20 protein-coding genes are annotated in these 26,199 nt (G+C 62.9%); 13 read left to right on the forward strand and 7 right to left on the reverse strand.

Annotation, left to right across the window (positions count from 1 at the left end; translation table 11 throughout):
- Positions 1 to 48 precede the first annotated feature (48 nt).
- From M0D68_RS34855 to M0D68_RS34865, 3 genes are all read left to right on the forward strand, one after another.
- Positions 49 to 2,484: a 3-hydroxyacyl-CoA dehydrogenase/enoyl-CoA hydratase family protein gene (locus M0D68_RS34855; RefSeq protein WP_266226730.1), complete on the forward strand. Its 2,436-nt coding sequence runs from the start codon at positions 49 to 51 to the stop codon at positions 2,482 to 2,484.
- 21 nt (positions 2,485 to 2,505) lie between these two features.
- Positions 2,506 to 3,705, forward strand: coding sequence for an acetyl-CoA C-acyltransferase (locus tag M0D68_RS34860; RefSeq protein ID WP_266226731.1), 1,200 nt, complete (start codon positions 2,506 to 2,508; stop codon positions 3,703 to 3,705).
- A gap of 148 nt (positions 3,706 to 3,853) precedes the next feature.
- On the forward strand, positions 3,854 to 4,624 hold the full coding sequence (locus tag M0D68_RS34865) for an enoyl-CoA hydratase (protein WP_266226732.1): 771 nt from the start codon (positions 3,854 to 3,856) through the stop codon (positions 4,622 to 4,624).
- A 57-nt stretch (positions 4,625 to 4,681) separates the two neighbouring features.
- Here the strand turns inward: M0D68_RS34865 and fdhD are convergent, their stop codons facing one another.
- Complete coding sequence (gene fdhD, locus M0D68_RS34870; RefSeq protein ID WP_266226733.1) at positions 4,682 to 5,521, reverse strand: formate dehydrogenase accessory sulfurtransferase FdhD; 840 nt, start codon at positions 5,519 to 5,521, stop codon at positions 4,682 to 4,684.
- A gap of 158 nt (positions 5,522 to 5,679) precedes the next feature.
- Between fdhD and M0D68_RS34875 the strand changes: the two genes are divergently transcribed.
- Both M0D68_RS34875 and M0D68_RS34880 read left to right on the forward strand, forming a co-directional pair.
- The gene (locus tag M0D68_RS34875) at positions 5,680 to 6,156 is read left to right on the forward strand and encodes a nitrate reductase associated protein (protein WP_093646497.1); all 477 of its coding nucleotides are present in this window, start codon (positions 5,680 to 5,682) and stop codon (positions 6,154 to 6,156) included.
- Positions 6,157 to 6,392: 236 nt separating this feature from the next.
- Entirely contained in the window at positions 6,393 to 9,503 is a 3,111-nt protein-coding gene (locus tag M0D68_RS34880; protein WP_266226734.1) for an EAL domain-containing protein, read from the forward strand.
- Positions 9,504 to 9,532: 29 nt separating this feature from the next.
- Here the strand turns inward: M0D68_RS34880 and M0D68_RS34885 are convergent, their stop codons facing one another.
- Positions 9,533 to 10,147: a glutathione S-transferase gene (locus tag M0D68_RS34885; protein ID WP_266226735.1), complete on the reverse strand. Its 615-nt coding sequence runs from the start codon at positions 10,145 to 10,147 to the stop codon at positions 9,533 to 9,535.
- 160 nt (positions 10,148 to 10,307) lie between these two features.
- Here M0D68_RS34885 and M0D68_RS34890 point away from each other — a divergent pair, with 160 nt between their 5' ends.
- Positions 10,308 to 11,213 carry a LysR substrate-binding domain-containing protein gene (locus tag M0D68_RS34890; RefSeq protein WP_266226736.1) on the forward strand — a complete coding sequence of 302 codons (906 nt, stop codon included), beginning with the start codon at positions 10,308 to 10,310 and terminating at the stop codon, positions 11,211 to 11,213.
- A gap of 215 nt (positions 11,214 to 11,428) precedes the next feature.
- Positions 11,429 to 11,755 (forward strand): DUF4148 domain-containing protein, encoded by a 327-nt coding sequence (locus M0D68_RS34895; RefSeq protein ID WP_266226737.1) that lies wholly within the window; start codon positions 11,429 to 11,431, stop codon positions 11,753 to 11,755.
- 124 nt (positions 11,756 to 11,879) lie between these two features.
- On the opposite strand, the gene M0D68_RS34900 is transcribed toward M0D68_RS34895, so the two are convergent.
- The gene (locus M0D68_RS34900) at positions 11,880 to 12,275 is read right to left on the reverse strand and encodes an acyl-CoA thioesterase (protein WP_093646508.1); all 396 of its coding nucleotides are present in this window, start codon (positions 12,273 to 12,275) and stop codon (positions 11,880 to 11,882) included.
- Between the two features lie 171 nt (positions 12,276 to 12,446).
- On the opposite strand from M0D68_RS34900, the gene M0D68_RS34905 reads away from it, so the two are divergent.
- Positions 12,447 to 14,336, forward strand: coding sequence for an ABC transporter ATP-binding protein/permease (locus M0D68_RS34905; protein WP_266226738.1), 1,890 nt, complete (start codon positions 12,447 to 12,449; stop codon positions 14,334 to 14,336).
- A 70-nt stretch (positions 14,337 to 14,406) separates the two neighbouring features.
- On the opposite strand, the gene murU is transcribed toward M0D68_RS34905, so the two are convergent.
- The gene (gene murU, locus M0D68_RS34910) at positions 14,407 to 15,120 is read right to left on the reverse strand and encodes an N-acetylmuramate alpha-1-phosphate uridylyltransferase MurU (RefSeq protein ID WP_266212653.1); all 714 of its coding nucleotides are present in this window, start codon (positions 15,118 to 15,120) and stop codon (positions 14,407 to 14,409) included.
- A 3-nt stretch (positions 15,121 to 15,123) separates the two neighbouring features.
- Entirely contained in the window at positions 15,124 to 16,215 is a 1,092-nt protein-coding gene (locus M0D68_RS34915; protein ID WP_266226739.1) for an aminoglycoside phosphotransferase family protein, read from the reverse strand.
- A 221-nt stretch (positions 16,216 to 16,436) separates the two neighbouring features.
- Here M0D68_RS34915 and M0D68_RS34920 point away from each other — a divergent pair, with 221 nt between their 5' ends.
- From M0D68_RS34920 to rsmA, 4 genes are all read left to right on the forward strand, one after another.
- A complete protein-coding gene (locus M0D68_RS34920; protein ID WP_200652772.1) occupies positions 16,437 to 18,794 on the forward strand; it encodes an LPS-assembly protein LptD in 2,358 nt (785 codons plus the stop codon).
- Positions 18,795 to 18,861: 67 nt separating this feature from the next.
- A complete protein-coding gene (locus tag M0D68_RS34925) occupies positions 18,862 to 20,223 on the forward strand; it encodes a peptidylprolyl isomerase (RefSeq protein ID WP_093646520.1) in 1,362 nt (453 codons plus the stop codon).
- Between the two features lie 5 nt (positions 20,224 to 20,228).
- The gene (gene pdxA / locus M0D68_RS34930; protein ID WP_266226740.1) at positions 20,229 to 21,239 is read left to right on the forward strand and encodes a 4-hydroxythreonine-4-phosphate dehydrogenase PdxA; all 1,011 of its coding nucleotides are present in this window, start codon (positions 20,229 to 20,231) and stop codon (positions 21,237 to 21,239) included.
- Between the two features lie 145 nt (positions 21,240 to 21,384).
- Positions 21,385 to 22,257 carry a 16S rRNA (adenine(1518)-N(6)/adenine(1519)-N(6))-dimethyltransferase RsmA gene (gene rsmA / locus M0D68_RS34935; protein ID WP_093646524.1) on the forward strand — a complete coding sequence of 291 codons (873 nt, stop codon included), beginning with the start codon at positions 21,385 to 21,387 and terminating at the stop codon, positions 22,255 to 22,257.
- 65 nt (positions 22,258 to 22,322) lie between these two features.
- Here the strand turns inward: rsmA and M0D68_RS34940 are convergent, their stop codons facing one another.
- Entirely contained in the window at positions 22,323 to 23,258 is a 936-nt protein-coding gene (locus tag M0D68_RS34940) for a DMT family transporter (protein WP_093646527.1), read from the reverse strand.
- Between the two features lie 355 nt (positions 23,259 to 23,613).
- On the opposite strand from M0D68_RS34940, the gene M0D68_RS34945 reads away from it, so the two are divergent.
- The gene (locus tag M0D68_RS34945; protein ID WP_093646529.1) at positions 23,614 to 24,723 is read left to right on the forward strand and encodes a porin; all 1,110 of its coding nucleotides are present in this window, start codon (positions 23,614 to 23,616) and stop codon (positions 24,721 to 24,723) included.
- 106 nt (positions 24,724 to 24,829) lie between these two features.
- Here M0D68_RS34945 and M0D68_RS34950 read toward each other — a convergent pair whose 3' ends face one another.
- Complete coding sequence (locus M0D68_RS34950; RefSeq protein WP_167378533.1) at positions 24,830 to 26,176, reverse strand: MFS transporter; 1,347 nt, start codon at positions 26,174 to 26,176, stop codon at positions 24,830 to 24,832.
- Positions 26,177 to 26,199 lie beyond the last annotated feature (23 nt).

Consider the following 26,199-nt stretch of genomic DNA (forward strand, 5'->3'; position numbering starts at 1 on the left):
ACATAAGAGACACCTTCGCGACACCGCATAACTCCCCGGAGGAACGACGTGAGCAATCTGATCATTCGCAAGGTCGCCGTACTCGGCGCCGGCGTGATGGGCGCGCAGATCGCAGCGCACCTGATCAACGCCAAGGTGCCCGTGCTGCTGTTCGACCTGCCTGCCAAAGAAGGCCCGAAGAACGCGATTGCCCTGAAGGCGATCGAGAATCTGAAGAAGCTGTCGCCTGCGCCGTTCGGCGTGAAGGACGACGCGCAATACATCCAGCCCGCGAATTACGACGACGACATCGAGAAGCTCGCCGAGTGCGACCTCGTGATCGAAGCGATCGCCGAACGCATGGACTGGAAGCACGACCTGTACAAGAAGGTGTCGCCGCATATCGCACCGAATGCGATCTTCGCGACCAACACGTCGGGTCTGTCGATCACCGAACTGTCGAACGGTTTCTCGGATGAACTGAAGGCGCGCTTCTGCGGCGTGCACTTCTTCAATCCGCCGCGCTACATGCACCTGGTCGAACTGATCCCGACCGCGACGACGCGTCCGGAAATCCTCGACCAACTCGAATCGTTCCTGACGAGCGTGGTTGGCAAGGGCGTCGTGCGCGCGAAAGACACGCCGAACTTCATCGCCAACCGCGTGGGTATTTTCTCGATCCTCGCTGTTATCACCGAAGCCGCGAAGTTCGGTCTGCGTTTCGACGAAGTGGACGACCTGACCGGCTCACGTCTGGGCCGCGCGAAATCGGCAACGTTCCGCACGGCGGACGTGGTCGGTCTCGACACTATGGCGCACGTCATCAAGACGATGCAGGACACGTTGAAGGACGACCCGTTCTTCCCGGTCTACGAAACACCGCCCGTGCTGGCTGAACTCGTGAAGAAGGGCGCGCTCGGTCAGAAGACCGGCGGCGGCTTCTACAAGAAGGAAGGCAAGGCGATCAAGGTGCTCGACCCGAAGACGGGCGGATACGTCGACGGCGGCGCGAAAGCAGACGAACTGGTCGGCCGCATTCTGAAGCGCCCGCCGGCAGAGCGGCTGAAGCTCCTGCGCGAATCGGAGCATCCGCAAGCGCAATTCCTGTGGTCGATTTTCCGCGACGTGTATCACTACATCGGCGTGCATCTGGAATCGATCGCCGACAACGCACGTGACGTCGATCTGGCGATTCGTTGGGGCTTCGGCTGGAACGAAGGTCCGTTCGAAGGCTGGCAGACGGCCGGCTGGAAGCAGGTCGCCGAATGGGTGCAGGAAGACATCGCGGCAGGCAAGGCGCTGTCGAACGTGCCGCTGCCGTCGTGGGTGCTGGAAGGTCCGGTTGCTGAAAAGGGCGGCGTGCATACGAACGAAGGTTCGTGGTCGCCGGCTTCGAAGACTTTTGTGCCGCGCTCGTCGCTGTCGGTCTACGACAAGCAGGTGTTCCGCGCACCGCTGATCGGCGAAACGTCGGCTGATCCGAAGACCTACGGCAAGACGCTGTTCGAAACCGACGCCGTGCGTGCGTGGGTCGACGACCGTGCCGGCGAAAACGACGTCCTGATCGTGTCGTTCAAGAGCAAGATGAACACGATCGGACCGTCGGTGATCGACGGTTTGACGCAAGCCATCGAACTGGCCGAGAAGGACTACAAGGGTCTGGTCGTGTGGCAGCCGACGTCGCTGAAACTCGGCACGCCGGGCGGCCCGTTCTCCGCGGGTGCGAACCTCGAAGAAGCCATGCCCGCGTTCATGATGGGCGGCGCGAAGGGCATCGAGCCGTTCGTGAAGAAATTCCAGCAAGGCATGCTGCGTGTGAAGTACGCGAGCGTGCCGGTCATCTCGGCTGTGTCGGGCATCGCGCTCGGTGGTGGTTGCGAGCTGGCGCTGCATAGCGCGAAGCGTGTCGCGCACATCGAAAGCTATATCGGTCTGGTCGAAGTCGGCGTGGGTCTCGTGCCGGCGGGCGGCGGTCTGAAGGAAGCGGCACTGCGCGCAGCAGAAGCCGCAACCGCGGCCGGCGCGACCAATGACCTGCTGAAGTTCGTGCAGAAGTCGTTCGAAAACGCGGCAATGGCGAAGGTCTCGGCCTCGGCACTCGATGCCCGCGCCATGGGTTACCTGAAGCCGTCCGACACGATCGTCTTCAACGTGTTCGAACTGCTCGACATCGCGAAGAAGGAAGCGCGTGCCCTGTCCGCCGCGGGTTACCGTCCGCCGCTGCGTGTCACGCAGGTGCCGGTGGCCGGCCGCTCGGCGATTGCGACCATCAAGGCATCGCTCGTCAACATGCGCGACGGCCGTTTCATCAGCGAGCACGACTACCTGATCGCCAGCCGCATCGCGGAAGCGGTGTGTGGCGGTGATGTGGAAGCGGGCAGCCTCGTCGACGAAGAATGGCTGCTCAAACTCGAGCGTCAAGCGTTCGTCGATCTGCTCGGCACGCAAAAGACGCAGGAACGGATCATGGGCATGCTGCAAACCGGCAAGCCGGTGCGCAATTAAGCGACGATAGAGGAGCTTCAAATGGCAAAGCAATTGCAAGACGCATACATCGTCGCCGCGAGCCGCACGCCGATCGGCAAGGCGCCGCGCGGGATGTTCAAGAACACGCGCCCGGACGAACTGCTGGTGCACGCGATCAAATCGGCCGTGGCGCAAGTGCCCGGCCTCGACACCAAGGTAATCGAAGACGCCATCATCGGCTGCGCGATTCCTGAGGCCGAGCAGGGCCTGAACGTCGCGCGCATGGGCGCATTGCTGGCCGGCCTGCCGAATACGGTGGGCGGCGTTACGGTGAACCGCTTCTGCGCTTCGGGCCTCACCGCGCTGGCTATGGCGGCTGACCGTATCCGCGTCGGTGAATCGGACGCGATGATCGCGGGCGGCTGCGAATCGATGAGCATGGTGCCGATGATGGGCAACAAGCCGTCGATGTCGCCGCATATCTTCGATCGTAACGAAGACATCGGCATCGCCTACGGCATGGGCCTGACCGCGGAGAAGGTCGCCGAGCGCTGGAAGATCAGCCGCGAAGCGCAAGACGCGTTCTCGGTCGAATCGCATCGCCGCGCCATCGCTGCGCAGCAAGCCGGTGAGTTCAACGACGAAATCGCCGCGTACACGATCGCCGAACGTTTCCCCGATCTCGCCACCGGCGAAGTGCGTATCAAGACGCGTGAAGTCGCGCTCGACGAAGGCCCGCGTGGCGACACGTCAATGGAAGGCCTCGCCAAGCTGCGCACTGTGTTCGCTAACAAGGGTTCGGTGACGGCCGGCAACAGCTCGCAGACGTCGGACGGCGCGGGCGCGCTGATCGTCGTGTCGGAAAAGATGCTGAAAGAGTTCAACCTGACGCCGCTCGCCCGTTTCGTCAGCTTCGCCGTGCGCGGCGTGCCGCCGGAAATCATGGGTATCGGTCCGAAGGAAGCGATTCCGGCCGCCCTGAAGGCCGCCGGCCTGAAGATCGAAGACATGGACTGGATCGAACTGAATGAAGCATTCGCCGCGCAATCGCTGGCGGTGATTCAGGACCTCGGCCTCGATCCGTCGAAGATCAACCCGCTCGGCGGCGCGATTGCACTCGGCCACCCGCTGGGTGCGACCGGCGCGATTCGTGCGTCGACGGTGGTGCACGGCCTGCGCCGCCGCAACTTCAAGTACGGCATGGTGACGATGTGCGTCGGCACCGGCATGGGCGCGGCGGGCATCATCGAACGCCTGTAATCATGTTCGCTCAGATTCAAGCGGTGATCCTTGTCGCGATCGCTGCGGTAATCCCCGCAGCGGTTCCCTAGGGATCGCGGAAACGGTTCGCAGGCCGCCTGGCTTGCGAACCGTTTTTTCATTCAGCAGCAACGAGGAGTACGAGGAGATGACAATGGACATTCTGGTCGAGCGCGCCGACGGCGTGCTGACGATTGCCTTCAACCGGCCCGAGAGGAAAAACGCGATCACGGCTGCGATGTATCAGACGATGGCCGACGCATTGGTCGAAGCGCATGGCGATACATCGATCCGGGCGATTCTGATTCGCGGCAGCGCCGGCATTTTCAGCGCCGGCAACGATCTCGAAGACTTCATGAAGAAGCCGCCAGGCGGTGAAGACGCGCCCGTATTCCAGTTCCTGCGTGCGCTCAGTTCGGCGGAAAAACCGGTGGTGGCGTCGGTGGCGGGCCCAGCAGTCGGCATCGGCACGACGCTCCTGCTGCATTGCGATCTGGTCTACGCTGCGAACACGGCGAGCTTTTCGCTGCCGTTCACGCAACTCGGACTTTGTCCGGAAGCGGCGTCGAGTTTGCTGTTGCAGCGCGTGGCCGGCTACCAGGCCGCAGCGGAAAAGCTGCTGCTCGGCGAAGCGTTCGACGCCGCCGAAGCGCACCGTATGGGTTTCGTGAACCGCGTGCTGCCCGCGGCTGAGGTCGATGCGTTTGCAACTGCGCAAGCGGCGAAGCTGGCGGCGCTGCCGGCGTCGTCGCTGCGGGTGACGAAGAGTCTGATGAAGCGCGCGAGCCAGCATGAACTGCAAACGCAGATGAGCGAGGAAGCGGTGCACTTCGGCAAGATGCTGATCGCGCCGGAAGCGCGCGAGGCGTTCAAGGCGTTCTTCGAGAAGCGCAAGCCGGACTTCCGGCAGTTCGACTGATTGGCTGGGCAAGGGGCGGATTCGGGCGCCTGAATCATTTTCAGGCGCCTCGCGCACTCAAGCTTGCGTTGGCTGCAAGGTGTCGTAGTCGACGTAGCTGGTTTCCCGGCAGAAGCTGACCAGCCGCACGCCCGCTTTGCGGGCAATCGCAATTGCCAGCGAAGAGGGCGCCGAAATCGTCGCGAGCATCGGCACGTCGACGCGCGCCGCCTTGCGCACCAGCTCGTAGCTCGCACGGCTCGACAGAAACACAAAACCTTCCCGAGTATCCACGCGATCGAGCACCAGCTGGCCGATCAGCTTGTCGAGCGCGTTGTGGCGGCCGACGTCTTCGAACGCGTAACGGATAGCGCCTGCCGCATCGCACCATGCGGCGGCGTGCAGGCCGCCGGTGAGACGCGTCAGCGCCTGGTGTTCCGGCAATTCGCGCGCGGCACGCGCGATCGCATCGGGTGCCAGCCGTTGCAGAAAGCCGGTGTCCGGCACGCGTTCCGGTTTCAGATCCAGCAGATCGATGCTTTCGATCCCGCATACGCCGCAGCCGGTGCGCCCGGCGAGCGCGCGGCGCCTTTCCTTTAGCGCGACGAAAGCTTGCTGCACCACCTTTAATTGCACTTCGGCGTGCGGCAATTCGTCATCGTCGTGCAGCTCGACCTCGATGTCCTGAATGTCGCTGCCGCGTTCCACGATGCCTTCCGAAATCGCAAAACCGACCGCGAACGCTTCCAGGTCGCGCGGCGTGCACATCATCACCGCGTGCGAGATGCCATTGAAGACGAGCGCTACCGGCCATTCCTGACCGACGTGATCGGTGACGGTTTCGACCGCTGCGCCGCGATGCCGGTGCACCTGGCGCTCCACGGCGCCCGTCTGCCCGTCTGTGTCCAGTTCGTTCAAGCGACTTCACTCCTTTCATGCTGCGCGTGTTTCTGTGGCTTGCAGCGTTGCCCGGCGGCGCGAAGCAGCGCCAGACCACGCCGCTATCGCGCGAATAAGGTTCTAAAATACCTCAAGCTGGGCTTGCGCGTTGCCCGCCACCAAAGAGGAATACTGTCATGGGACTCAACGAAGCACCGCTTCTGTTCAACTTCGAAGTCGCGTCCTCGGAGAATTTCACCTACATCCCGATGTCGGTGCGCTTCAATCTCGATCGTTTCGGGCTGCGCATCACCCTTGAGCAGTGGCAAATGCTGCCGCTCGAAGACCGCAAGCTGCTTGCGCGATTTCCGGTCGAAGAAGACGCGGAAATCGAGCCGAATTTCGACCACGCACTGTTCGAGATGCTGCGCACGCACGCGAATGTCGAGCCGGAGTGGTTCACGCCCGAGGACGCGCCTGCCTGGCGCCGCACGGATGCCGTGCCGGACGGCGTAGTGCATCAGGCGGGGCTGGCCGGCCTACCCACGCCGCGTGTCGCGCAGTGGGCCGAACTCGAGCCGTTCAAGCGCTACGTCCTCGCCAAATTGTCGCGCAAGCCGGAAAGCAACCACGACTTCGTCCCGGCGATGAGGGAATTCGGTACGGCCGGTTAGGCGCTGCTGGCTACTACAGACCACCCAGGGACGTCCGGCCAGCCGCTGCCGCCCAGGCACCGCCAGCCAGACGCCCCCAGCCAAATCCGCGAAATATTTCGCCTCGCCCCCTCAATCTGTTCCGAACCCTGCCGTTATCCATGGGTTGGCGCGTAAAAAGACTCGACCCGGTGCGACCCGACGCACCGAAAGCGACCCCGCGCTCCCGCCCTCAGAACGATTGACGTTCGGAACCCATGACTCCTTTTTTATCGAAGCGGCTGCTGATCAATCTGGCGGTCGTCGCCGCGGCGGTCGGCGCGAACGCGTTCGTCGCCTATACGCAGATTTGCGGCCAGCGCGACGCCGACGCGCGCATGCTGCGTTCGACGAACGTGCGTCAGAATCTCGACGCATACCATACGGCGCTCGACGGCGGGCTGGCCGCGCTCGGCCGTTTCGAAGCAACGGGCGAGGCCGCGCCTGTCAACGAGGCCGCCGCCATGGCCGCCTCGCTGGCAGGTCTGGAGCGCGAGTTGCGCAACGAACTCGCCGGCGAACCGGCCATGCTCGACACGCTCGCGAGGCTGAGCGTGGACAGCCGCGCGCTGCAACACGATATCGATGACGCGCTCCTGAAGAGCGCCAGCGCCACGCCGGATGAGTCGCGCGCGTGGGCGGCCTCGACCTATACGCATCTCGGGCTGGGTCTCGGTCGTGTGGAAGACGCTCTGGCGGCGTTGCGCAAACAGGAGAACGAGGCGCTGCAGGTGTCGCTCGCGAGTTCCGCGAACGAAACCCAGCGCGCCATGTTTCTGCTGATCGTGACGATGATGGCCGGCAGCGCGCTTCTGATTTTCACGTTCGGCGCCCGCGAAAGCAGCGCGCGCGAGAAACTGCGCACGGTGCGCGCGCTCGGCCGCAACGATGAGCGCTTTCGCGGTCTGTTCGATGACCATCCGGTGCCGATGTACATTTTCGATCGCGAGACCTTGCGCTTTCTCGCCGTCAACGCGGCGGCGATTCAGCAATACGGTTACTCGGAAAGCGAATTTCTCGGCATGACGATTCGCGCGATCCGGCCGAATGGCGAAATCTCGCGCCTCGAATCGCACATGCAGCGCAGCGACACCGCGCAACACGGCCGCACGATGGCGGGTGTCTGGCATCACCGGCGCAAGGACGGCTCGATGATCAGCGCCGACATTTCATATCACGCGCTCAACTTCATGGGCCGCGCCGCTTTCTTCGTGCTGGCCGACGACGTTACCGAACAGATCAATACCGAAGCCGAAGCGCAGCGTTCGAACCAGATGCTCGAAACGGTGATGGACAACATCCCGCAGCGCATTTTCTGGAAGGATCACGAGTCGCGCTATCTCGGCTGCAATATGGCGTTCGCGCGCGATGCGGGGCTTTCTTACCCCGAGCAGGTGGTGGGCAAGAGCGACAGCGACATGCCGTGGCGCGCCTTCGCCGACCTGCTGAACGAGCACGACAAGGAGGTGGTGACCACCGGCGTGCCGAAGATGAGTTTCGAGGTCGACCTGGTGATCGACGGTGTGCACCGCACCACGGTCACGAGCAAGCTGCCGTTCACCGACGGCGACGGCCGCGTGATCGGCGTGCTCGGTTCGTATACGGACATCACCGAGCGCAAGCGCGCCGATCTGGCTTTGCGTCTGCAAAGCCGCGCGCTCGATGCGAGCGTCAACGCGATTCTGATTACCGCGCCGTCGCCGGCGGGCAATCTGATCGAATATGTGAACCCCGCGTTCATGCGGATCACCGGCTACGATCCCGCCGAAGTGATCGGTCACGATTGCCGCGTGCTGCAGCGCGACGACCGCGACCAGGAAGGCGTCGCCTTGATCCGCCAGGCGCTCGCCGCGAATCGCGAGGTGAGCGCCGTGGTGCGCAACTATCGCAAGGACGGCGCGCTGTTCTGGAATCAGCTGTTCATTGCGCCCGTGCCGAACGCAGAGGGCGTGATCACGCACCACATCGGCGTGATCAATGATGTGACGGATCTGATCCGCTATCAGGAACAGCTCGAATATCAGGCCAACTACGACAGTCTCACGCGGCTGCCGAACCGCAACCTGCTGCGCGATCGTCTGCAGCATGCGTTGATCGTCGCTCAGCGGCATCACAAGGGCGTCGCGGTCGTGTTCATCGATCTGGACGGCTTCAAGAACGTCAACGACAGCCTCGGCCATAGCGTCGGTGACCGCTTGCTGAGCGTGGTGGCCGAACGGCTCGCCCGTTGCACGCGGACCAGCGACACGGTCGCGCGGCATGGCGGCGACGAGTTCGTGATCGTGATGACCGATACCGTCGACGAGCAGTCGCTGATCGCGTGGATGGAGCGGGTGCGCGCGTCGATTTCCGAGCCGGTGTGGCTCGACGGCACCGAGTTGTATGTCGGCTGCAGCATGGGCGCGAGCCTCTTCCCGCAGGACGGCGAAGACGCGGAAACGCTGATGAAAAAGGCCGACCTCGCGATGTACCGCGCGAAGGACATGGGCCGCAATACCTTCCAGTTCTACCAGCCGGAGATGAATGCGAGCGCGGGTGCGCGCATGAATCTCGAACGGCGTCTGCGCCGGGCCTTGCGTGACAACGAATTCCTGCTGCACTACCAGCCGCAGGTGGATATCGTGAGCGGGCAGATCGTCGGCACCGAGGCGCTGGTGCGCTGGCGCGATCCGGAAGTCGGCTTGGTGCTGCCGTCGCTGTTCATTCCGGTCGCCGAAGAGAGCGGGCTGATCGGGCCGCTGTCGGAATGGGTCTTGCGCGAGGCGTGCCGCCAGAACAAGGCCTGGCAGGACGAAGGACTGCCGCCGGCGCGGGTGTCGGTGAATCTGTCGGCGCGCGTTTTTCAGCAGCGCGATATCGCGAAGCTCGTCATGCAGGTGCTCGCCGAGACGGGGCTCGAACCGCAGTATCTCGAACTTGAGCTCACCGAAAGCACCATCATGCGCAATGCCGAGGAGGCGGTGTTGATGCTCAACGAGCTGCACGCGCTCGGCATCGGTCTTGCCATCGACGACTTCGGCACCGGCTATTCGAGTCTCAGCTATCTGAAGCGCTTCCCGGTGGACCGGTTGAAGATCGACCGCTCGTTCGTGTCGGATATCGGCGTGTCGGGCGACGATGAGACGATCACCTCCGCGATCATCGCGCTCGCGCATTCGCTGAAATTGCAGGTGATTGCTGAAGGCGTGGAGACCTCGGCGCAACTCGACTTTCTGAAGGAGCGTGCCTGCGACGAGATGCAGGGCTTCTACTTCGCGAAGCCGATGTCGACGGACGCGATTTCGGCCTTGTTTCAGGGAGGAGTTGGGCGGGAAGCGGAGACGGTGTAGTTCGGCGTCCCGCTCCCCGCCGCGGTGCGTCAGGCGGCCGGCGTATCGAGGAACACCGGCAGTTGTTCGGCTACCTCGGAAAACGCCTGCAAGTGGGGATACGCCGCCTTGGTAACGATCTCCGAAATGTACATTTGCGTGAAATTCCACGCGACGGCCACCGCCACGTCCGCCGCACCAAAATGGTTCGGTTCGACCGGCAACGGGGCCGACGCGAGTTCCTCTTCGAGTTCGCGGTACGCGGCGTGCAATTGCTCGGTCACGCGATCGACCCACGGCTCGTGCTGTTTGTCCGCCGGGCGCAGATTGCGTTCGTAGACGATTTGCACAGTCTTTTCACTGGCGGCCAGCGCGAGGCCGGTAAGGCGCGCGGCGCGCAGGCAGTGCTCCGGCTGTGACGGGAAGATCCGCTGATCCGGCGCGGCGAGCGTGGCGAGATACTGCAGGATCACCGTCGAGTCCATCACGCTCTGGCCGTTGTCGAGGATCAGCGTCGGCGCTTTCACAACCGGGTTGATCTTCGCGAACGCCTCATACGTGCTGAACACGGAAATCGACTGGTGCTCGAAGTCGAGTTTCAGCAACTTCATGCAGATAGCGACGCGGCGCACGTAGGGCGAATCCAGCATTCCGATCAGTTTCATCTTATTTCCGTTAGAAGATCTATAAGGTTAGCCTGAGCGGGCGAAGAGGCGGCTGTTCGCTTGCCAGACGGTGCTTGTGATGCATCAGACCAATAGATTAAAGCGCTCGGCGAGGCAAAAAAAGCGACATTAATCGACGGTTTACGTCAGAATTTCTTACATGAAGCCGATCCCACCCCTCACTGCTTTGCGCTGCTTCGAAGCCGTCGCCCGCCTGGGCGGTGTGACCCAGGCCGCGCGCGAATTACATGTCACGCACTCCGCGGTGAGCCAGCAGATCAAGGTGCTGGAAGATTCGATGGGCGTCGCGCTGTTCGTGCGCGAAGCGCGTGGCCTGCGGCCCACCGAGGAAGGCCGGCTCTACGCGCTGGAAATACGCTCGGCGTTGCGCGACATTACGCGGGCGACGCGCCGAGCGCAGGCGCGGCCCCACGAAAGCGAATTGATCATCGCGACCGTGCCGTCGTTTGCGCAGCATTGGCTCGTGCCGCGTCTCGCGAGTTTCCGCGAGATGCACCCGTACTACCGGGTCCGTCTGCTGACGAGTCTGCAGGTCGAGGATTTGCGCCAGAGTGTGAGCGACATTGGCATTCGCATGGGCCAAGGGCATTGGCCCGATGTCGCGCAGCAGAAACTGTTCGACGACGAAGTGCTGGTAGTCGCGGCGCCACACTTCACGCTCGCGCCGGGGGGCCGCCTCCCCGTTACAGCCGAGGACGTGATCGCGTGTCCGTTGATCTCCAGCCCCAACACGCCGTGGGCCGAATGGTGCCAGGCGGCGCAGGTGGCGGAGCCGGCCGCCGAGGCGGTCGTGCTGTCTGCAAACGATTCGAACATCGTGCTGGGCGCGGTCTTGCTGGGGCAGGGCATTGCGCTCGAACGGCGCAGTCTGGTCGCGCATGCGCTGGCCCGCGGTGATCTGGTGCAGATCACCGATATCCGCGTGCCGTACCGGTATCCGTACTGGCTGGTGTGGCAGCAACGCGAGACGCTGAACGCGAAGCAGGCCCATTTTGCGCAGTGGATCGAAGCGCAGGTCGACGGCTATTTGCGTAGCGGCGGGTGAGATTCCAGGACGATTGGCGCGCGCAGACTTTCGCTTACGGGGGGATTACCGGTTTGCGCGCGAGGGGCACTCGTATATATTTGGGATTCCCATCTCTGACTTCGCTGGGAACCACGAAGCATCGATTCACGTGGCGTTGCGCCCGCTTTTCGCTGCTCGCACTTGGTCACGGGCGTTTCGCCGTCGAATATTTGCCAATCCGACTGGAGAGAGAAATGACGTCTTCACCTGCAAAGAAATGGGCTGTGCTGTTCGCATCGGTTGTATTTAGCGTGGCTTCGGTTACACCGGCGTTAGCGCAAAGCGCCGGTAGTGCCCCGGCGGCCGATCAGGCCACGGCCGCCACGCCGGCGGCCGCATCCAAGGCCGCCGCCAAGGCGCAACGTAAGGCTGCCCGCAAGCAGGCGCGGGCGAAGAAGAACGCCGAGTTGAAGCAGCTGGAAAGCAACGGGTACAACCCGTCGCGCAACGATCCGAACTATCCGACGGATCTCCAGAATGCGCAGAAGAAGGCGGCAGCGGGCGCGGCGGCGAGCCAGTAAGCGGCTGCGGGCCGGATGAAGGTTGCCGGCTCTGTTGTGCTTGCGCTGGGGATCCCGGCAAAGTACGACGTATGAAACCAAACGAGGCGCCCAGGCGCCTCGTTTTTCGTTCAAATTCCGCCGCTCAATCGAGCACCGGCAGCGCGCGCGGGCGCCGGTCGCTGTCGGTTGCGACATAGGTCAGGGTTGCCTCGGTGACCTTCACGAGCTCTTCGGTCAGGCTCATGCGCTGCGCGTAAACCTCGACCGCCACCGTCACCGACGTGGTGCCCGTCTTGACGATATCCGCGTAGAAGCTCAGCAGATCGCCGACGAACACCGGCTGCTTGAAGACGAACGAATTGACCGCGATGGTCGCCACCCGCCCATTGGCGCGGCGGCTTGCCGGAATCGAACCGGCAATATCCACTTGCGCCATGATCCAGCCGCCGAACACGTCGCCGTGGACATTCGCGTCCGACGGTTGCGGCATGACGCGCAGCGCGCACGGCTTTTGCGGAAGTTGAAGAATATCGGTCATGGGGATGAAAAGCGGCGCCAGCCAGCTTCTGCGACAATAGAAAGATCAGGAATTGTACGGGAAAGCGCCCAGCCGGGTCGCGCGACATAAAGCAGGATGCCATCTTGGCACGCTGCCGGTCGGCGCGCCGCTGCGAACTCCGTCGCTTCCATACACTCCCCAGCCGATCCCATGCGTCGTACGCCCTCGTCCGAACCTTCCCCGATCTCGACCCAGCCGCGCAACGACTGGCAAACGATCCTGTCGCTGCTGCCTTACCTCGCCACCTATAAATGGCGCGTCGGCTTCGCGCTGAGCTGCCTGATCGGCGCGAAGGTCGCCAATCTCGGCGTGCCGATCGTGATGAAACGGATCGTCGACAGCCTCGCGTCGGTGCAGCATCTCACCGCGCTCGGCCGCGCGCACGATTCGCCGGCCATCGTCCTGCTGGGCGGCGTCGGTTTGCTGGTGGTCGCCTATGCGGTGGTGCGGCTGTCCACGTCGCTCTTTACCGAACTGCGTGAAATCCTGTTTTCGAAGGTGACCGAAAGCGCGGTGCGGCAACTCGCGCTGAAAGTGTTTCGCCACTTGCACGCGCTGTCGTTGCGGTTCCACCTCGATCGGCAGACGGGCGGCATGTCGCGCGATATCGAACGCGGCACGCGTGGCATCACGCAACTGATTTCGTATTCGCTGTACAGCATCTTGCCGACCCTAGTCGAAGTCGGCCTCGTGCTGGGTTTCTTCGTCGTCAAGTACGAGGCGTATTACGCGATCGTCACGTTCATTGCGCTTGCCGTGTACATCACGTTCACAGTGAAGGTCACCGAGTGGCGCACGCATTTTCGCCGCACGATGAACGACCTCGATTCAAAGGCGAATTCGCGCGCGATCGATTCGCTGCTCAACTACGAGACGGTAAAGTACTTCGGCAACGAAGAGTGGGAAGCGCACCGTTACGACGAAAACCTCAAACGCTATCGCACGGCCGCGATCAAATCGCAGCGCTCGCTGTCGGCGCTGAACTTCGGGCAGCAGGCGATCATCGGCACGGGGCTCGTGTTCATTCTGTGGCGCGCAACTGAAGGCGTGATGGCCGGGCGCCTCACGCTCGGCGATCTGGTGTTGATCAACACCTTCATGTTGCAGCTCTATATTCCGCTGAATTTTCTCGGCGTCGTGTATCGGGAGCTGAAGCAAAGCCTCACCGACATGGACCGCATGTTCACGTTGCTTGGCGCGGCCCAGGAAGTGCCCGACGTGCCGGACGCGCCCGAGTTGCGGGTGAGCGGTGCGCAGGTGCGCTTCGAGCATGTGAACTTCTCGTATGAGCCGGCGCGGCAGATTCTGCACGACGTCAGCTTCACGATTCCGGCGGGCGCCACCACGGCGGTGGTGGGCCATAGCGGTTCGGGCAAATCGACACTCGCGCGGCTGATGTTCCGCTTCTACGATCTGGACCGGGCGACGGGCGGCGCGATCACCATCGACGGTCAGGATATTCGCGACGTCACACAGGATTCGCTGCGTGCTTCGATCGGCATCGTGCCGCAGGATACGGTGCTGTTCAACGATTCGATCTACTACAACATCGCTTACGGCCGCCCGTCGGCCACGCGCGATGAAGTGATCGCGGCGGCGCGCGCGGCGCATATTCACGACTTCATCGAAGGGCTGCCGAAGGGGTACGAGACACCGGTCGGCGAGCGTGGCCTGAAGTTGTCCGGTGGAGAAAAGCAGCGAGTGGCGATTGCGCGGACCATCCTCAAGAATCCGCCGATCCTGCTGTTCGACGAAGCGACGTCGGCGCTCGATTCGCGCTCGGAGCGCGCGATCCAGCACGAGCTCGATCAGATCGCCCGCGAGCGCACGACGCTGATCATCGCGCACCGGCTTTCAACAGTCGTGCACGCGCAGCAGATCATTGTGATGGACAAAGGACGGATCGTCGAGCGGGGGACGTACGCCGAATTGCTGCAGGCGAACGGCTTGTTCGCGCAGATGTGGGCCTTGCAGCAGCAACGTGCCGCAGAGGCGCCGGAGTCGGCTGAAACGGTGGGTGCGGGGGATGGCGGGCGGTGAGTTTTGCGGCGGCGTTGGGCGGCGCGCTATCGCACGATACCGCGCGGCGCCGCTCAACACCTTGCAGTACTCAGCGTGAGCTTACACGCCGATCCAAATCCTGTAGTTGCGTCGGCGTACCGACGTTCTCCCACAATCCTTCATACAATTCGCCGCTCGCGAGACCGCTTGCAATCGTCGCGCGATAGTAAGGCGTGAGCGCGCGCCGCGTGCCGCGCGGCAGATCGCGAAACATACGCGTGTCGTACAGACCGATATTGCCGAACGTAAAGCGCGGTTGCGCCTCGAGCGACAGCACGCCGTCGACCAGACCAAAGTCGCCGTTCGGATGAAACGCCGGGTTCGGCACCATCACAAGATGCATGCCGGGCTCGCGCAATGCCGCGAGCGTCTCAGCGCGAGCGTTCAGCGCGGCGTAATCGAAATCCGCGTACACGTCACCGCTTACCGCGACGAACACTTCGCTAGCGCCGTCATCTTCGAGCAGCGGCAACGCCTGAACGATCCCGCCGGCCGTTTCCAAGGCTTCATGCTCGGCTGAATAGCGCAATTGCACCCCCCAGCGCGAACCGTCGCCGAGCGCGGCCTCGATCTGTTCGCCGAGCCAGGCGTGATTGATCACAATGGTTTGAAAACCGGCGTGCGCGAGGCGTTCGATCTGCCACACGATCAACGGCTTGCCACCCACTTCGAGCAAAGGCTTCGGGCATGTGTCGGTCAACGGACGCATGCGCTCGCCGCGCCCGGCGGCGAAGATCATCGCTTTCTTCAGAGACATCGTCATCGGTCAGAACGTGTAGCCGACTTCATTCGCGCGGCCTTCGAGCTCGTCGAGCAGCTTCGCGAACGGACGCAGCGGCGCATAGCGTTCCGCGACCTTGCGGGCATAGCCGATGAAACGCGGCAGATCTTTCATGTAATGCGGCTTGCTGTCGCGGTAATTGATCCGGCAGAACAGCCCCAGCACCTTGATGTGCCGTTGCAGACCCATCCATTCGAGCTGGCGGTAGAACTCTCCGAAATCCGGATCGACCGGCAGCCCGGCTTTTTTCGCGCGCTCCCAGTAGTACACGAAGCAATCCAGCTCGAACTCTTCGTCCCAGCTGAGGAATGCATCGCGCAGCAAGGAGGCGACGTCGTACGTGATCGGGCCGTACACCGCGTCCTGGAAGTCCAGCACGCCGGGATTCACGGGGTTCGGCAGGGCAGCGACCATCAGATTGCGCGGCATGAAATCGCGCAGCATGAACACTTGCGGTTGCGCCCGGGCGCTCGCGATCAGCAGCGCGAAGGTGCGATCGAGCAGCGCACGGGTCTTATCGTCGACCTCGCGGCTCAGATGGCGGCCGATGAACCACTCGGGCAGCAACTCCATCTCACGGCGCAGGAAGGCTTCGTCGAACGGCGGCAGCACGCCTTCGCGCGAGGTGAGCTGCCAGCGGATCAGCGCGTCGAGCGCGTCGTGCATCAGCGAGCGAGCGCGACGCGGGTCGTCGCCGTTTTGCGTCTCGGTCAGCGCGCCGAGGTAGGAATCGGTGCCCAGATCGGTGACGAGCATGAAGCCGGCGTCGAAATCGACCTCCAGCACGCGCGGCACATGTACGTTGGCGGCCTCGAGCAATTGTGCGATTTGCACAAATTCGCGGCACTTTTCGGGGGGCGGGGCATCGACAGCGATCAGGGTGCCGGTGCTTTCGCCTTCCGCCGCCTTACCGGCGAGCCGGAAATAGCGCCGGAAACTGGCGTCGGACGAAGCCGGGAGAAGCGTGCCGAGATCAAGCGCATAGCGCGCTGCGTGGGCGTTCAGCCAGGCCTTGAGCAGTTCGAGGCGGCTGTCGGAGTAATCTTGGGTAGCGTTTTTGGCAGGGGGGGGCGTCATGAAAACCGGCAGCAAATTCAGAGGGGCAACGTCTTGCCATATAATACCCCACGACTTTTTTGACGCGACTCACGCCAGCTTTCGCGTGTCCGCTCTACCGCCCGCCTCATCGTTCGACAGATTGTAAATATTGATGTGCAGCCGACTGTCACGGTCGGGATGTGCAGGCGGTGGATCGTGACTACAAAAGCTGACGGACGGGCCGATTCGCCAAACGATACATGCCGCCTAGACAGCTTTCCCAAACGACTCCCTCTTGTGCTGTAGTCCCGCGCAAAAGGCGGCTCGTCGCGGCGTTGATCGCCGTTCCGGGCCTGATGCCCGCGCTTGCGCACGCCCAGCTGGTGGGGGAAGCCGCGCAGCCGCAACCTATCGACGCGCCATGGGGCATGCAGCTCGCCCCGCAGCTCGAAGAACATCCATTGCAGACCGGCCAGAAGGCGGCCACCTTTGTGCTCGGCGACACGACGAGCGGCACCACCGACCAGGACATGGCCGCGAAAGGCTCGGCCGAGGTGCGGCGCAATACCTTCGTGATCAAGGCCGACGCGCTGCACTACGATCAGGACACGGACATGGCCGACGCATACGGCCAGGTTTTCCTGAACAACAACGGCGCCGCGTTCACCGGCCCGGAAGCGCATATGCGGGTGGACTCGAGTGAAGGCTTCATGTCCGCGCCGAAGTACCACTTCAACGTGACGGGCGGCTCGGGCAGCGCGGAGCGCGTCGACCTGCTCGACAGCGAACGTTCGGTGTTCACGAAGGGCACATACACGGCTTGCTCATGCACGGACAAGCCGGGCTGGTATCTCAAGGGCAGCGAGTTCGATTTCGACACCGGCGCGGACGAAGGCGTTGCGTACAACAGCGTGCTGTTCTTCCAGGGCGTGCCGGTATTCGCTTCGCCGTGGTTGTCGTTCCCGCTATCGGGCGATCGGCGCAGCGGGGTTCTGCCGCCCACGTTCTCGCTGAGTTCGTCGAACGGCTTCGAACTGTCGGTGCCGTACTACTTCAATATCGCACCGAATCGCGACCTGACCGTGACGCCGCGGCTGATCTCGAAGCGCGGCGTGCAGTTGCAGTCGACCTTCCGTTATCTGTCGCCCACGTACTCGGGCTCGATCACCGGTGAATACCTGCCGGACGACCGCCTGACGAAGACCAACCGCTACGCGCTGTACATCCAGCACAACCAGAACTTCGGCAACGGGTTCGGCGGTTACATCTACTACAACAAGGTTTCGGACAACACGTATCCGGAAGACCTGTCGTCGTCGGTCAGTCAGTTCATGAACGGCACCCAGCTCCTGTATCAACAGGAAGCCGGGGTGACCTATAACAACGGCCCATGGTCCGTGCTGGCCCGTGAACAGCACTGGCAGACGCTGACGCCTTCGGTGGCGCCGTACGGCCGCGAGCCGCAGTTGAACGTGAAGTACGCGAAGTACAACGTCGGCGGTTTCGACTACGGCGCGGAAGCCGACTACACGAACTTCCGCATCACCACCGCGGACACGACCCAGGGTCAGCGGGTGATGTTCAACCCGTACCTGTCGTATTCGGTGGTCGGACCGGGTTACTTCGTTACGCCGAAGGTGCAGTGGCACTTTGCGTCGTACAACCTGAACAACATCGCTACGGCCGGCACACCGAAGAATTTCACCGAGTCGATCCCGACGCTCTCCTTTGACACCGGGCTGATTTTCGACCGTTCGGTGCGGATCTTCGGCGAGGATTACATCCAGACGCTGGAGCCGCGGCTCTACTACGTCTATACGCCGTACCGCAACCAGGAAAACGCGCCGCTGTTCGATACGGCCGACTCCGACTTCGGGCTGGCGGAAATCTTCACGCCGAACACCTTCGTCGGTAACGACCGGATCGCCGACGCGAACCGTCTGACCGCGGCGATTACCACACGCTTCATCAACCCGGCCACGGGCGACGAACGCGCGCGTTTTGTGATCGCGCAGCAGTATTACTTCCAGGATCAGCGCGTCACGCTGCTGCCTACGCAGACCAGCACGCAGGCCACGCACTCGGACCTGATCGCGGGTGCGTCGCTCAAGCTCGGCGCCGGTTTCGCGTCGGAAACTGCGTTCCAATATAATGCCGACAACAACCAGTTGACGAAGACGAGCATCGGCTTCGGGTTCAGTCCGGCCAGCGGCAAGGTGATCAATGTCGCGTATCGCTACACCCGCGCGAACACCACGCTGGATAACCAGCCGATCAACCAGGTGCTGATTTCGGGCCAGTGGCCGCTGACGCACCGTGTGTACGGGGTAGGCCGTTTCAATTACGACCTGGGCGGGCATCGAATCGTCGACGGTCTGGTCGGCCTGCAATACGACGCCGACTGCTGGACGCTCGGCGCGGGGATCCAGCGCTATGCGAACGGTCTGAACACGTCGGGGCAGAATCAGTCGAGCACGCGGTTTCTCGCGCAGTTGACGTTCAAGGGCTTGTCGAGCGTCGACAACGGGCTGATTTCCGCGTTCCGCAGCAGCGTGGCGGGCTATACGCCATTGCCCCCGCCGCCGCCGCCGGAAGCGCGTTTCACCAATTACGAATGACGCTCGCCCGATCATTTATAGCATGCGAAAAGACGGGCCAGGCGCGCCCGACATCATTGGAGTATCTGTGGCAATCATGAAAAAGCTTCGCTTGGCAACGCTTGCGGCCGGTCTGGTCGCCGCGGCGTCTTTCCTGTCGGTTGCGCCGGTTCAGGCGCAGGCGCTGTCCGGCAATAGCGGCCAGACGGTCGACACCATTGCCGCAGTGGTCAACAACGGTGTCATCACGCGGCGCGAGCTCGACGAGCGCATCGGCCTGATCACCCGCCGGCTGAACCAGCAGAACGCGCCGGTCCCGCCGATGGACCAGTTGCGCCAGCAGGTGCTCAACCAGATGGTGCTGGAACGCATCCAGCTGCAGAAGGCGAAAGAAGACGGCATCAATATCGACGACGCCGCTGTGCAAAAAACGCTCGAGCGGCTCGCGCAGGCGAACAACCTGACACTCGAGATGTACCGTGCGCGTATCGAGGCGCAAGGCGTGCCCTGGACCACCTTCACGAACGACGCGCGCACCGAGCTCACGCTCTCGCGTCTGCGTGAGAAGGAAGTGGACAGCAAGGTCACGGTGTCGGACGCCGAGGTCGCGAACTACATCGCCAGCCAGCGCGGACCGAACTCCGGTCTGACGAGCGATCTGCACATTCAGCACATCTTCCTGAAGGCGCCGCTGAACGCCTCGGAAACCGACATCGAAGCCGCGCAGCAAAAGGCTCAGGCTCTGCTGACCGAAGCCAAAGGCGGCGCCAACTTCGAAAAGCTGGCGAAGTCGAATTCGCAAGCACCGGATGCCTCGAAAGGCGGCGATACGGGTTTCGTGACGCCGTCCAAGCTGCCGCCTGAGTTCGTCAAGGCCGCCTCGTCGCTGCGCCCGGGCGAAGTCAGCCCGGATTTGATCCGTACCAACGACGGCTTCGAAATCGTGCGCCTCGTCGATCGTCGCGCGGGCCAGGGCACCAGCTCCGATGCGCCGAAGCTCGTACAGACGCACGTTCGCCACATTCTGCTGCGCGTCGGCGACGGCATGTCCGAGCCGCAAGCGCGTCAGAAGCTGCTCGAAATCAAGAACCAGATCGCCGCAGGCGGCGACTTCGCCAAGTTCGCCCACACCTACTCGCAAGACGGTTCGTCGTCGCAAGGCGGCGACCTCGGCTGGATCAGCCCGGGCGAGACGGTGCCGGAATTCGAGCGCGCGATGAACAACCTACAGGACGGTCAGATCAGCGACCCGGTGCGCAGCGAATACGGCTATCACCTGATTCAGGTGATAGGCCGTCGCGAATCGGAAGGCTCGGTTTCGCAGCAGATGGATCTGGCGCGTCAGGCAATCGGCCAGCGCAAGGCGGAACAGGCCTACGCCGACTGGTTGCGCGAACTGCGCGATACCGCCTATGTGGAAGTGAAGCCGCAGTTGACGAGCGCGCAATAAACGTCATGACAAGCGCCGCGCAGTCCACCAGCCTGCCGTTGCAGATCGCGATCACGACCGGCGAGCCTGCCGGCGTCGGTCCAGAGCTGACCGTGCAGGCGCTGGCGGGCGCGGCGGCGCATTGGCCCGGCGCCGAGTTCACCGTGCTGGGCGATGCGGATTTGCTGGCGGAGCGTGCGTGTGCGGTAGGCGTCGACTGGGCTGCGCTGGTGGCGGACGGCAAGCGCGTGCGGGTGCAGCATCGGCCGCTTGGCGCACCCTCGCTGGCCGGCAAGCTGAACGCCGCCAACGGCCGCTACGTGCTCGATCTGCTCGACAGCGCGATCGACGGTGCCGTGGCCGGCGCCTTCGACGCCATCGTTACGGCGCCGCTGCAAAAAAGCACCATCAACGATGCCGGTGTCCCGTTCACCGGGCACACGGAATACCTCGCCGAGCGTACGCATACGCCGCGCGTGGTGATGATGCTGGCCGGCACCGGCAAGCGCCCGTTGCGCGTTGCCCTCGCTACCACGCATCTGCCGCTCAAAGACGTCTCTGCCGCGCTGACGATCGAAGGCATCGTCGAGACGCTGCGCATCATCGATCACGATCTGCGTCACCACTTTGGCCTGCCTGCGCCGCGTATCCTCGTGACGGGGTTGAACCCGCATGCGGGCGAAAACGGTTATCTGGGCCGCGAGGAAATCGAGGTGATTTCTCCCGCGCTGAAGCTCGCGAACGATCAAGGCATCGACGCGCCTGGCCCCTATCCGGCAGACACCCTGTTCCAGCCGCGTTATCTGGAGCAGGCCGATTGCGTGCTGGCGATGTTCCACGACCAGGGCCTGCCAGTGTTGAAGTACGCAACGTTCGGCGAAGGCATCAACATCACGCTCGGCTTGCCGATCATCCGCACTTCGGTCGATCACGGCACCGCGCTCGATCTGGCCGGCACCGGCCGTGCCGACTCGGGCAGTCTGATCGCCGCGATCGATACGGCGGTTTCGATGGCCCAACACCGCCGCGCGGGCTGATCCAGCGATTGCGGCGCAGTTTGGTTCGCGCTTTTCTGGGTTTTCCTTTCCGGGTGCCTGACGTTTGCGCGTTCGTTGCGCAGTCGTTGTGCGTATTCCTGGTTTGTTCCTATTCTTAAGCAGTTCTCTTTTTAGCGTTTCTTCGATGTCCACCAGCAGACAGCAACCGGGCCGGCACCAAGGCCATATCGCGCGCAAGCGTTTCGGACAGAATTTTCTGGTCGATATGGGCGTGATCGATTCGATCGTCGACGTGATCCGGCCGCAGCGCGGCGAGCGCATGGTCGAGATCGGGCCGGGGCTTGGCGCACTCACCGAACCGCTGATCGAGCGTCTGGCGACGCCCGAAGCGCCGTTGCACGCCGTCGAGCTGGATCGCGATCTGATTGGCCGCCTTAAGACAAAATTCGGCGACCTGCTCGAGCTGCACGCGGGCGATGCACTCGCGTTCGACTTCGGCACGCTGGCCGCACCGGGTGAGAAGGCGTCGCTGCGTATTGTCGGCAATCTGCCGTACAACATCTCGAGCCCGCTGCTGTTTCATCTGACCGCATTCGCGGATCGCGTGATCGACCAGCACTTCATGCTGCAGAACGAAGTTGTCGAGCGGATGGTGGCGGAACCGGGTACGAAGGCGTTCAGCCGCCTTTCGGTGATGCTGCAGTACCGCTACGTGATCGACAAGCAACTCGACGTGCCGCCTGACGCATTCAACCCGCCGCCGAAAGTCGATTCGGCGATCGTGCGGATGATTCCGTACGAAGTGCATGAACTGCCGGCCGTGGATGAGCGCGTGCTCGGCGAAGTCGTGACGGCGGCTTTCTCGCAGCGCCGCAAGATGCTGCGTAATACCCTGGCCGCGTTTCGAGATTCGGTGGATTTCGAGGCGCTCGGCTTCGATCTGCAACGCCGTGCTGAAGATGTGCCGGTGGCCGAATATGTGCGTGTGGCGCAGATCGTGGCGGCTTCGCCGTCGCGTGGCGCCGCGGCCGCGGAAACTGGGACTGACGACGCCTGAGTGGCGTTGCACGGTCTTGAAGGAAGCGCGCTGCGTCCTGCAGCGCGCGTGAAACGCCCCACGCCTTAGGCGGCAACCCGCTTCGCCGGCAGATTGACCAGCGCGATGCCGGTCAGCACCAGCGCCGCGGCCATCAGAAAGCGCAGGCTGAACGACTCGCCGAGCAACAGCACGCCAAAGGTCACGCCGAACAACGGCGTCAAGAACGAAAACACCGAAAGGCGCGACGCGATGTAACGCGTCAACAGCCAGAACCACAGCAGATAGCTGACGAACGCCACGATCACCGCCTGGTACGCGAGGCTCATCACTGCCAGTGGCGTGACGGTTTCCACGCGTGCCTGCCCGAGCCCTAGTGCGAGCGCGAGCAGCACCACCGCCGACACCGTCAATTGATAGAACAGCGTCTTGCTGGCGCTCGTGCAAGCGAGACGTGTGGCGCGCACCACCACCGTGGTCGCGGCCCATGTGATGCCGCCCAGCACGCCGAGCGCGTCGCCGGCAACGCCCTTCAGCGTCGAACCCTGCGCCCCGTGGCCATGCAGGAAACCGTCGGCGAACGCCAGCGCGATGCCGGCAAACGCCACCAGGATGCCGAGCCACTGAGTGCGCCGCATGCGCTCGCCAGCGACGAACCAGTGCAGCCCGAGTGTCGTGAAGCACGGTGCGGTGTACAGAAAGACCGCCATACGCGAAGCGCTGGTCAGCGTCAGGCCGAGAAAAATGCACACGAATTCCCCAGCGAACAGCACGCCCGCGAGCAAGCCGGCGCCCAATGTGCCGTCGTCGCGAAAGAGCGGCGTACCGCGCGAGCGGGCCCAGCCCCATACCAGCACGGCTGCGATTGCCGAGCGCAGGCCGGCCTGGAATACCGGTGGTAGTGCGGCGTTGGTGCTCTTGATCGCGACTTGCTGGAGTCCCCAGATCGCGCACAAACCGATCATCAGCAGGATGGCGAAGCTATCCAGGGTGCGGCGCGTGGATAGGGCGGTGGTGCTCATGGGTTGTGCAGGGTCACTGTCATAAGTCATACGATATCAAAGCTATCTGCCCCGTAATGCGATGACCCCATCGCCTACGCGTGCTTCTTTCAGGCTGCAAGCACTTCGATGACATAACAACACTTACTTCAGTCTATTTTCTTACAGCCCCTATTTCGCGCTAAGGTTCACCCACACGCATTTCGTCAGCTTATTCAAACAGTCTGAATTGGCTGTTGTGCGAGGTTCCAACGCGGACTTCGCATCCTACCTGTCGATTTGCGCGGCCTCAGATGAACAGCGTGCCGGTACTTTGCAGCAGGCGTGGCGGTGTCGAAATATCCGTGAAAAGCGGGAATCTGTATGAGGAGACGAAATGAAGCGCGTAAGCAAGTGGGCGATGGCGGTGGTGCCGGCAGCGCTGGCGTGTCAAATGGCGCACGCTCAATCGAGCGTGACGCTCTACGGCGTGATCGACGAAAGTGTGCACTATCTGACCCACGCAAACCAGGCCGGCGATTCGTCGATCGGACTCGGTAACGGCGGCATGACGGAAAGCCGCTGGGGGATAAGGGGCGTCGAGGATCTGGGCGGCGGCTGGTCGACGTTCTTCAAGCTCGAAAACCGCTTCTACATGAATACCGGCCAAAGCGATCCCACCTTGCCGTTCTTCAATGAAGCGCAAGTGGGCGTGCGCTCGGATTCCCTTGGGCAGGTGATCTTCGGCCGTCAGTACAACGTGATGATCGAGGGCATTACCATCGGCGGCTACGGCAGCAATATCTGGATTCCATACGATTTCAGCTTCCAGCCGGAAGTGACGATGACAGGCGGCATCTGGACCAGCAACCAGGTGCAGTATCAGGCGAAATATAACGGTTTCCATGTTGCCGCCGGCTACGCATTTGGCGGCAACGCGGGCAATTCGTACGGCAGCCAGATCGGCATGGCGCTGGCTTACGCGCCGGGTGGGCCATTCACCTTCGGCGGCGCGTATCAGGAGTCGAAAGATTCGGTCAACGGCGCGGCCGCGAAAGCGTGGACCTTCGGCGGGTCGTACACGTGGAACCTGACCCGGTTCTCCGTCGGCTATATCGTCGATCAGAATGACGCCGGCTTTTCGAATTTCGCCAACGGGCCATTCACCGCACCCGCGTTGGCCGCGCTCAAGTACACGGACTTTTCGCGGCGCCGCATGATCATGGGCGGTATCACACAGCAGGTCAGCAACAAGTGGCACTTCGCCGCGAATGTCTGGCGCACGCTGCAGGACGGCAAAACTGCCGCGCAGAACGGTTCGGCATGGCAGTACCAACTGGTCGCCGACTACAACTTGTCTCTACGCACCGATATCTATCTGGAAGGCGACTACTCGCTGTACCGGGGTGACCTGATCGGCGCGCAGTTGCAGGGCGTCAACGGTGTCGGGCTTGCGCAGAAGGGTAGCCAGATCGGTTTGATGGCGGGCATGCGGCATCAGTTCTGAGTACTTGCCTACTTCGGTGCGCGCCCAGATTGCCCTCTACGTGCTGAGATGTTCGCCGTTCACGTTCACGGTGTAACTCGCGGTGGCGAACATGCTGCCGCGCGTCTCACCCCGCCGCGCCCTCCATACGTCGCTTCGACCGTTGCGGATCGATCAACGCGAAACCTGCTGTACCCACGATCAGCAACAACGTGCCGGTTACCGCAAATCCGATCTCATAGCCACGCACGTCGCCTGCGGCGCCGAGCAGCTTGCCCATCGCGACGGGGCCGATCAGTCCGGCGGTGGTAACGATCGAGTTGGTGATCGCGAGCAGGGCACCGCGCCGTGCAGCCGGTGCGACTTCGGCGACCAGCATCGGGCCGAAGGTGAACGTCTGGATCGCCAACGCGCTGGCGAGTCCCATCAATGCCACCTTGAGGAACGGCGGCGCACCGAGCAGCAGCGAGCAGTACGCCAAACCGCTCACCACGCATGCGGCACTGATCAGTTTGCCGCGCGCCACCTTCGACGGCACGCCGCGCTTGAGCATGCGATGCGAAGCCATCGCGAGCGCGATGCCGAGCGGGATCTGCGCCGCGACTTGCAGCGCGAACAACCAACCCGCCTGGGTCGCGCCAAAGCCGAGGCCGAGCCGGAAATACGCAGGCACCCAGGTGAAGCCAATCGCGATCACCGCATAGCCAACAAAGCATTGCAGCATCACGCCGATAACCGTGCGGTCGCTCAGCATGCGCCGAAAGCGCAATGACGCAGCACGTGGACCGGCCGCTGCGGCGACAAACGCGGGTGACGGGTTGTGCTGACGATTACCCGTCTTGCCCAGGCACAGCCACAAAACGGTCCAAACGATGCCGACGGCGCCGAGCGTGAGAAATGTCGCGTGCCAGTGCCACCGCTGCGAGATATAGGTAAGCAACGGCCCGGCGATGATGACGCCCGCAGTCGCCCCTTGTTGCACGATGGCCGTGGGCAGATTGCGTTCGTGGTCGTCGAACCAGGTGTAGACCACATGCAGTGCGAGCGGCGAGGCCGGTCCTTCGCCCGCCCCCAGCAGAACGCGACACAGCAGCAGCACGGCAAAGCTCGTCGGCCATGCGAGCGGCAATTGCGCGACCGCCCAGATCAACGCAAGCGCGGCGAGCAGCCATTTCATATTGACGCGGTCGGCGATCAGACCGACGGCGATACCCGAGATCGAGAACAACAGGAAAAACGCGCTGCCGACGAGGCCGAACTGACTGTGCGTCAACTGCATGTCATGCATTAGCGGGATCGCGACAAGACCGAGCACGGCCTTGTCGGCGAAGTTGATCAGCATGAACAGGAACAGCGAGGCGACGATCACCCAGCGGCGTCCTTGCGCGGTCTCGCGAGCCTGGGTGGGATAAGCCGACGCTGTGTCGGCGGCTAGCGCCGTGCAGCGCTTCGTGCTGCTGAGGAAAGTGGGCAAAACGTGTCTCCATTTCTGGCGCG

It is taken from the genome of Paraburkholderia sp. SEWSISQ10-3 4, from assembly GCF_030464785.1.
Taxonomy (GTDB): Bacteria; Pseudomonadota; Gammaproteobacteria; order Burkholderiales; family Burkholderiaceae; genus Paraburkholderia; species Paraburkholderia aspalathi.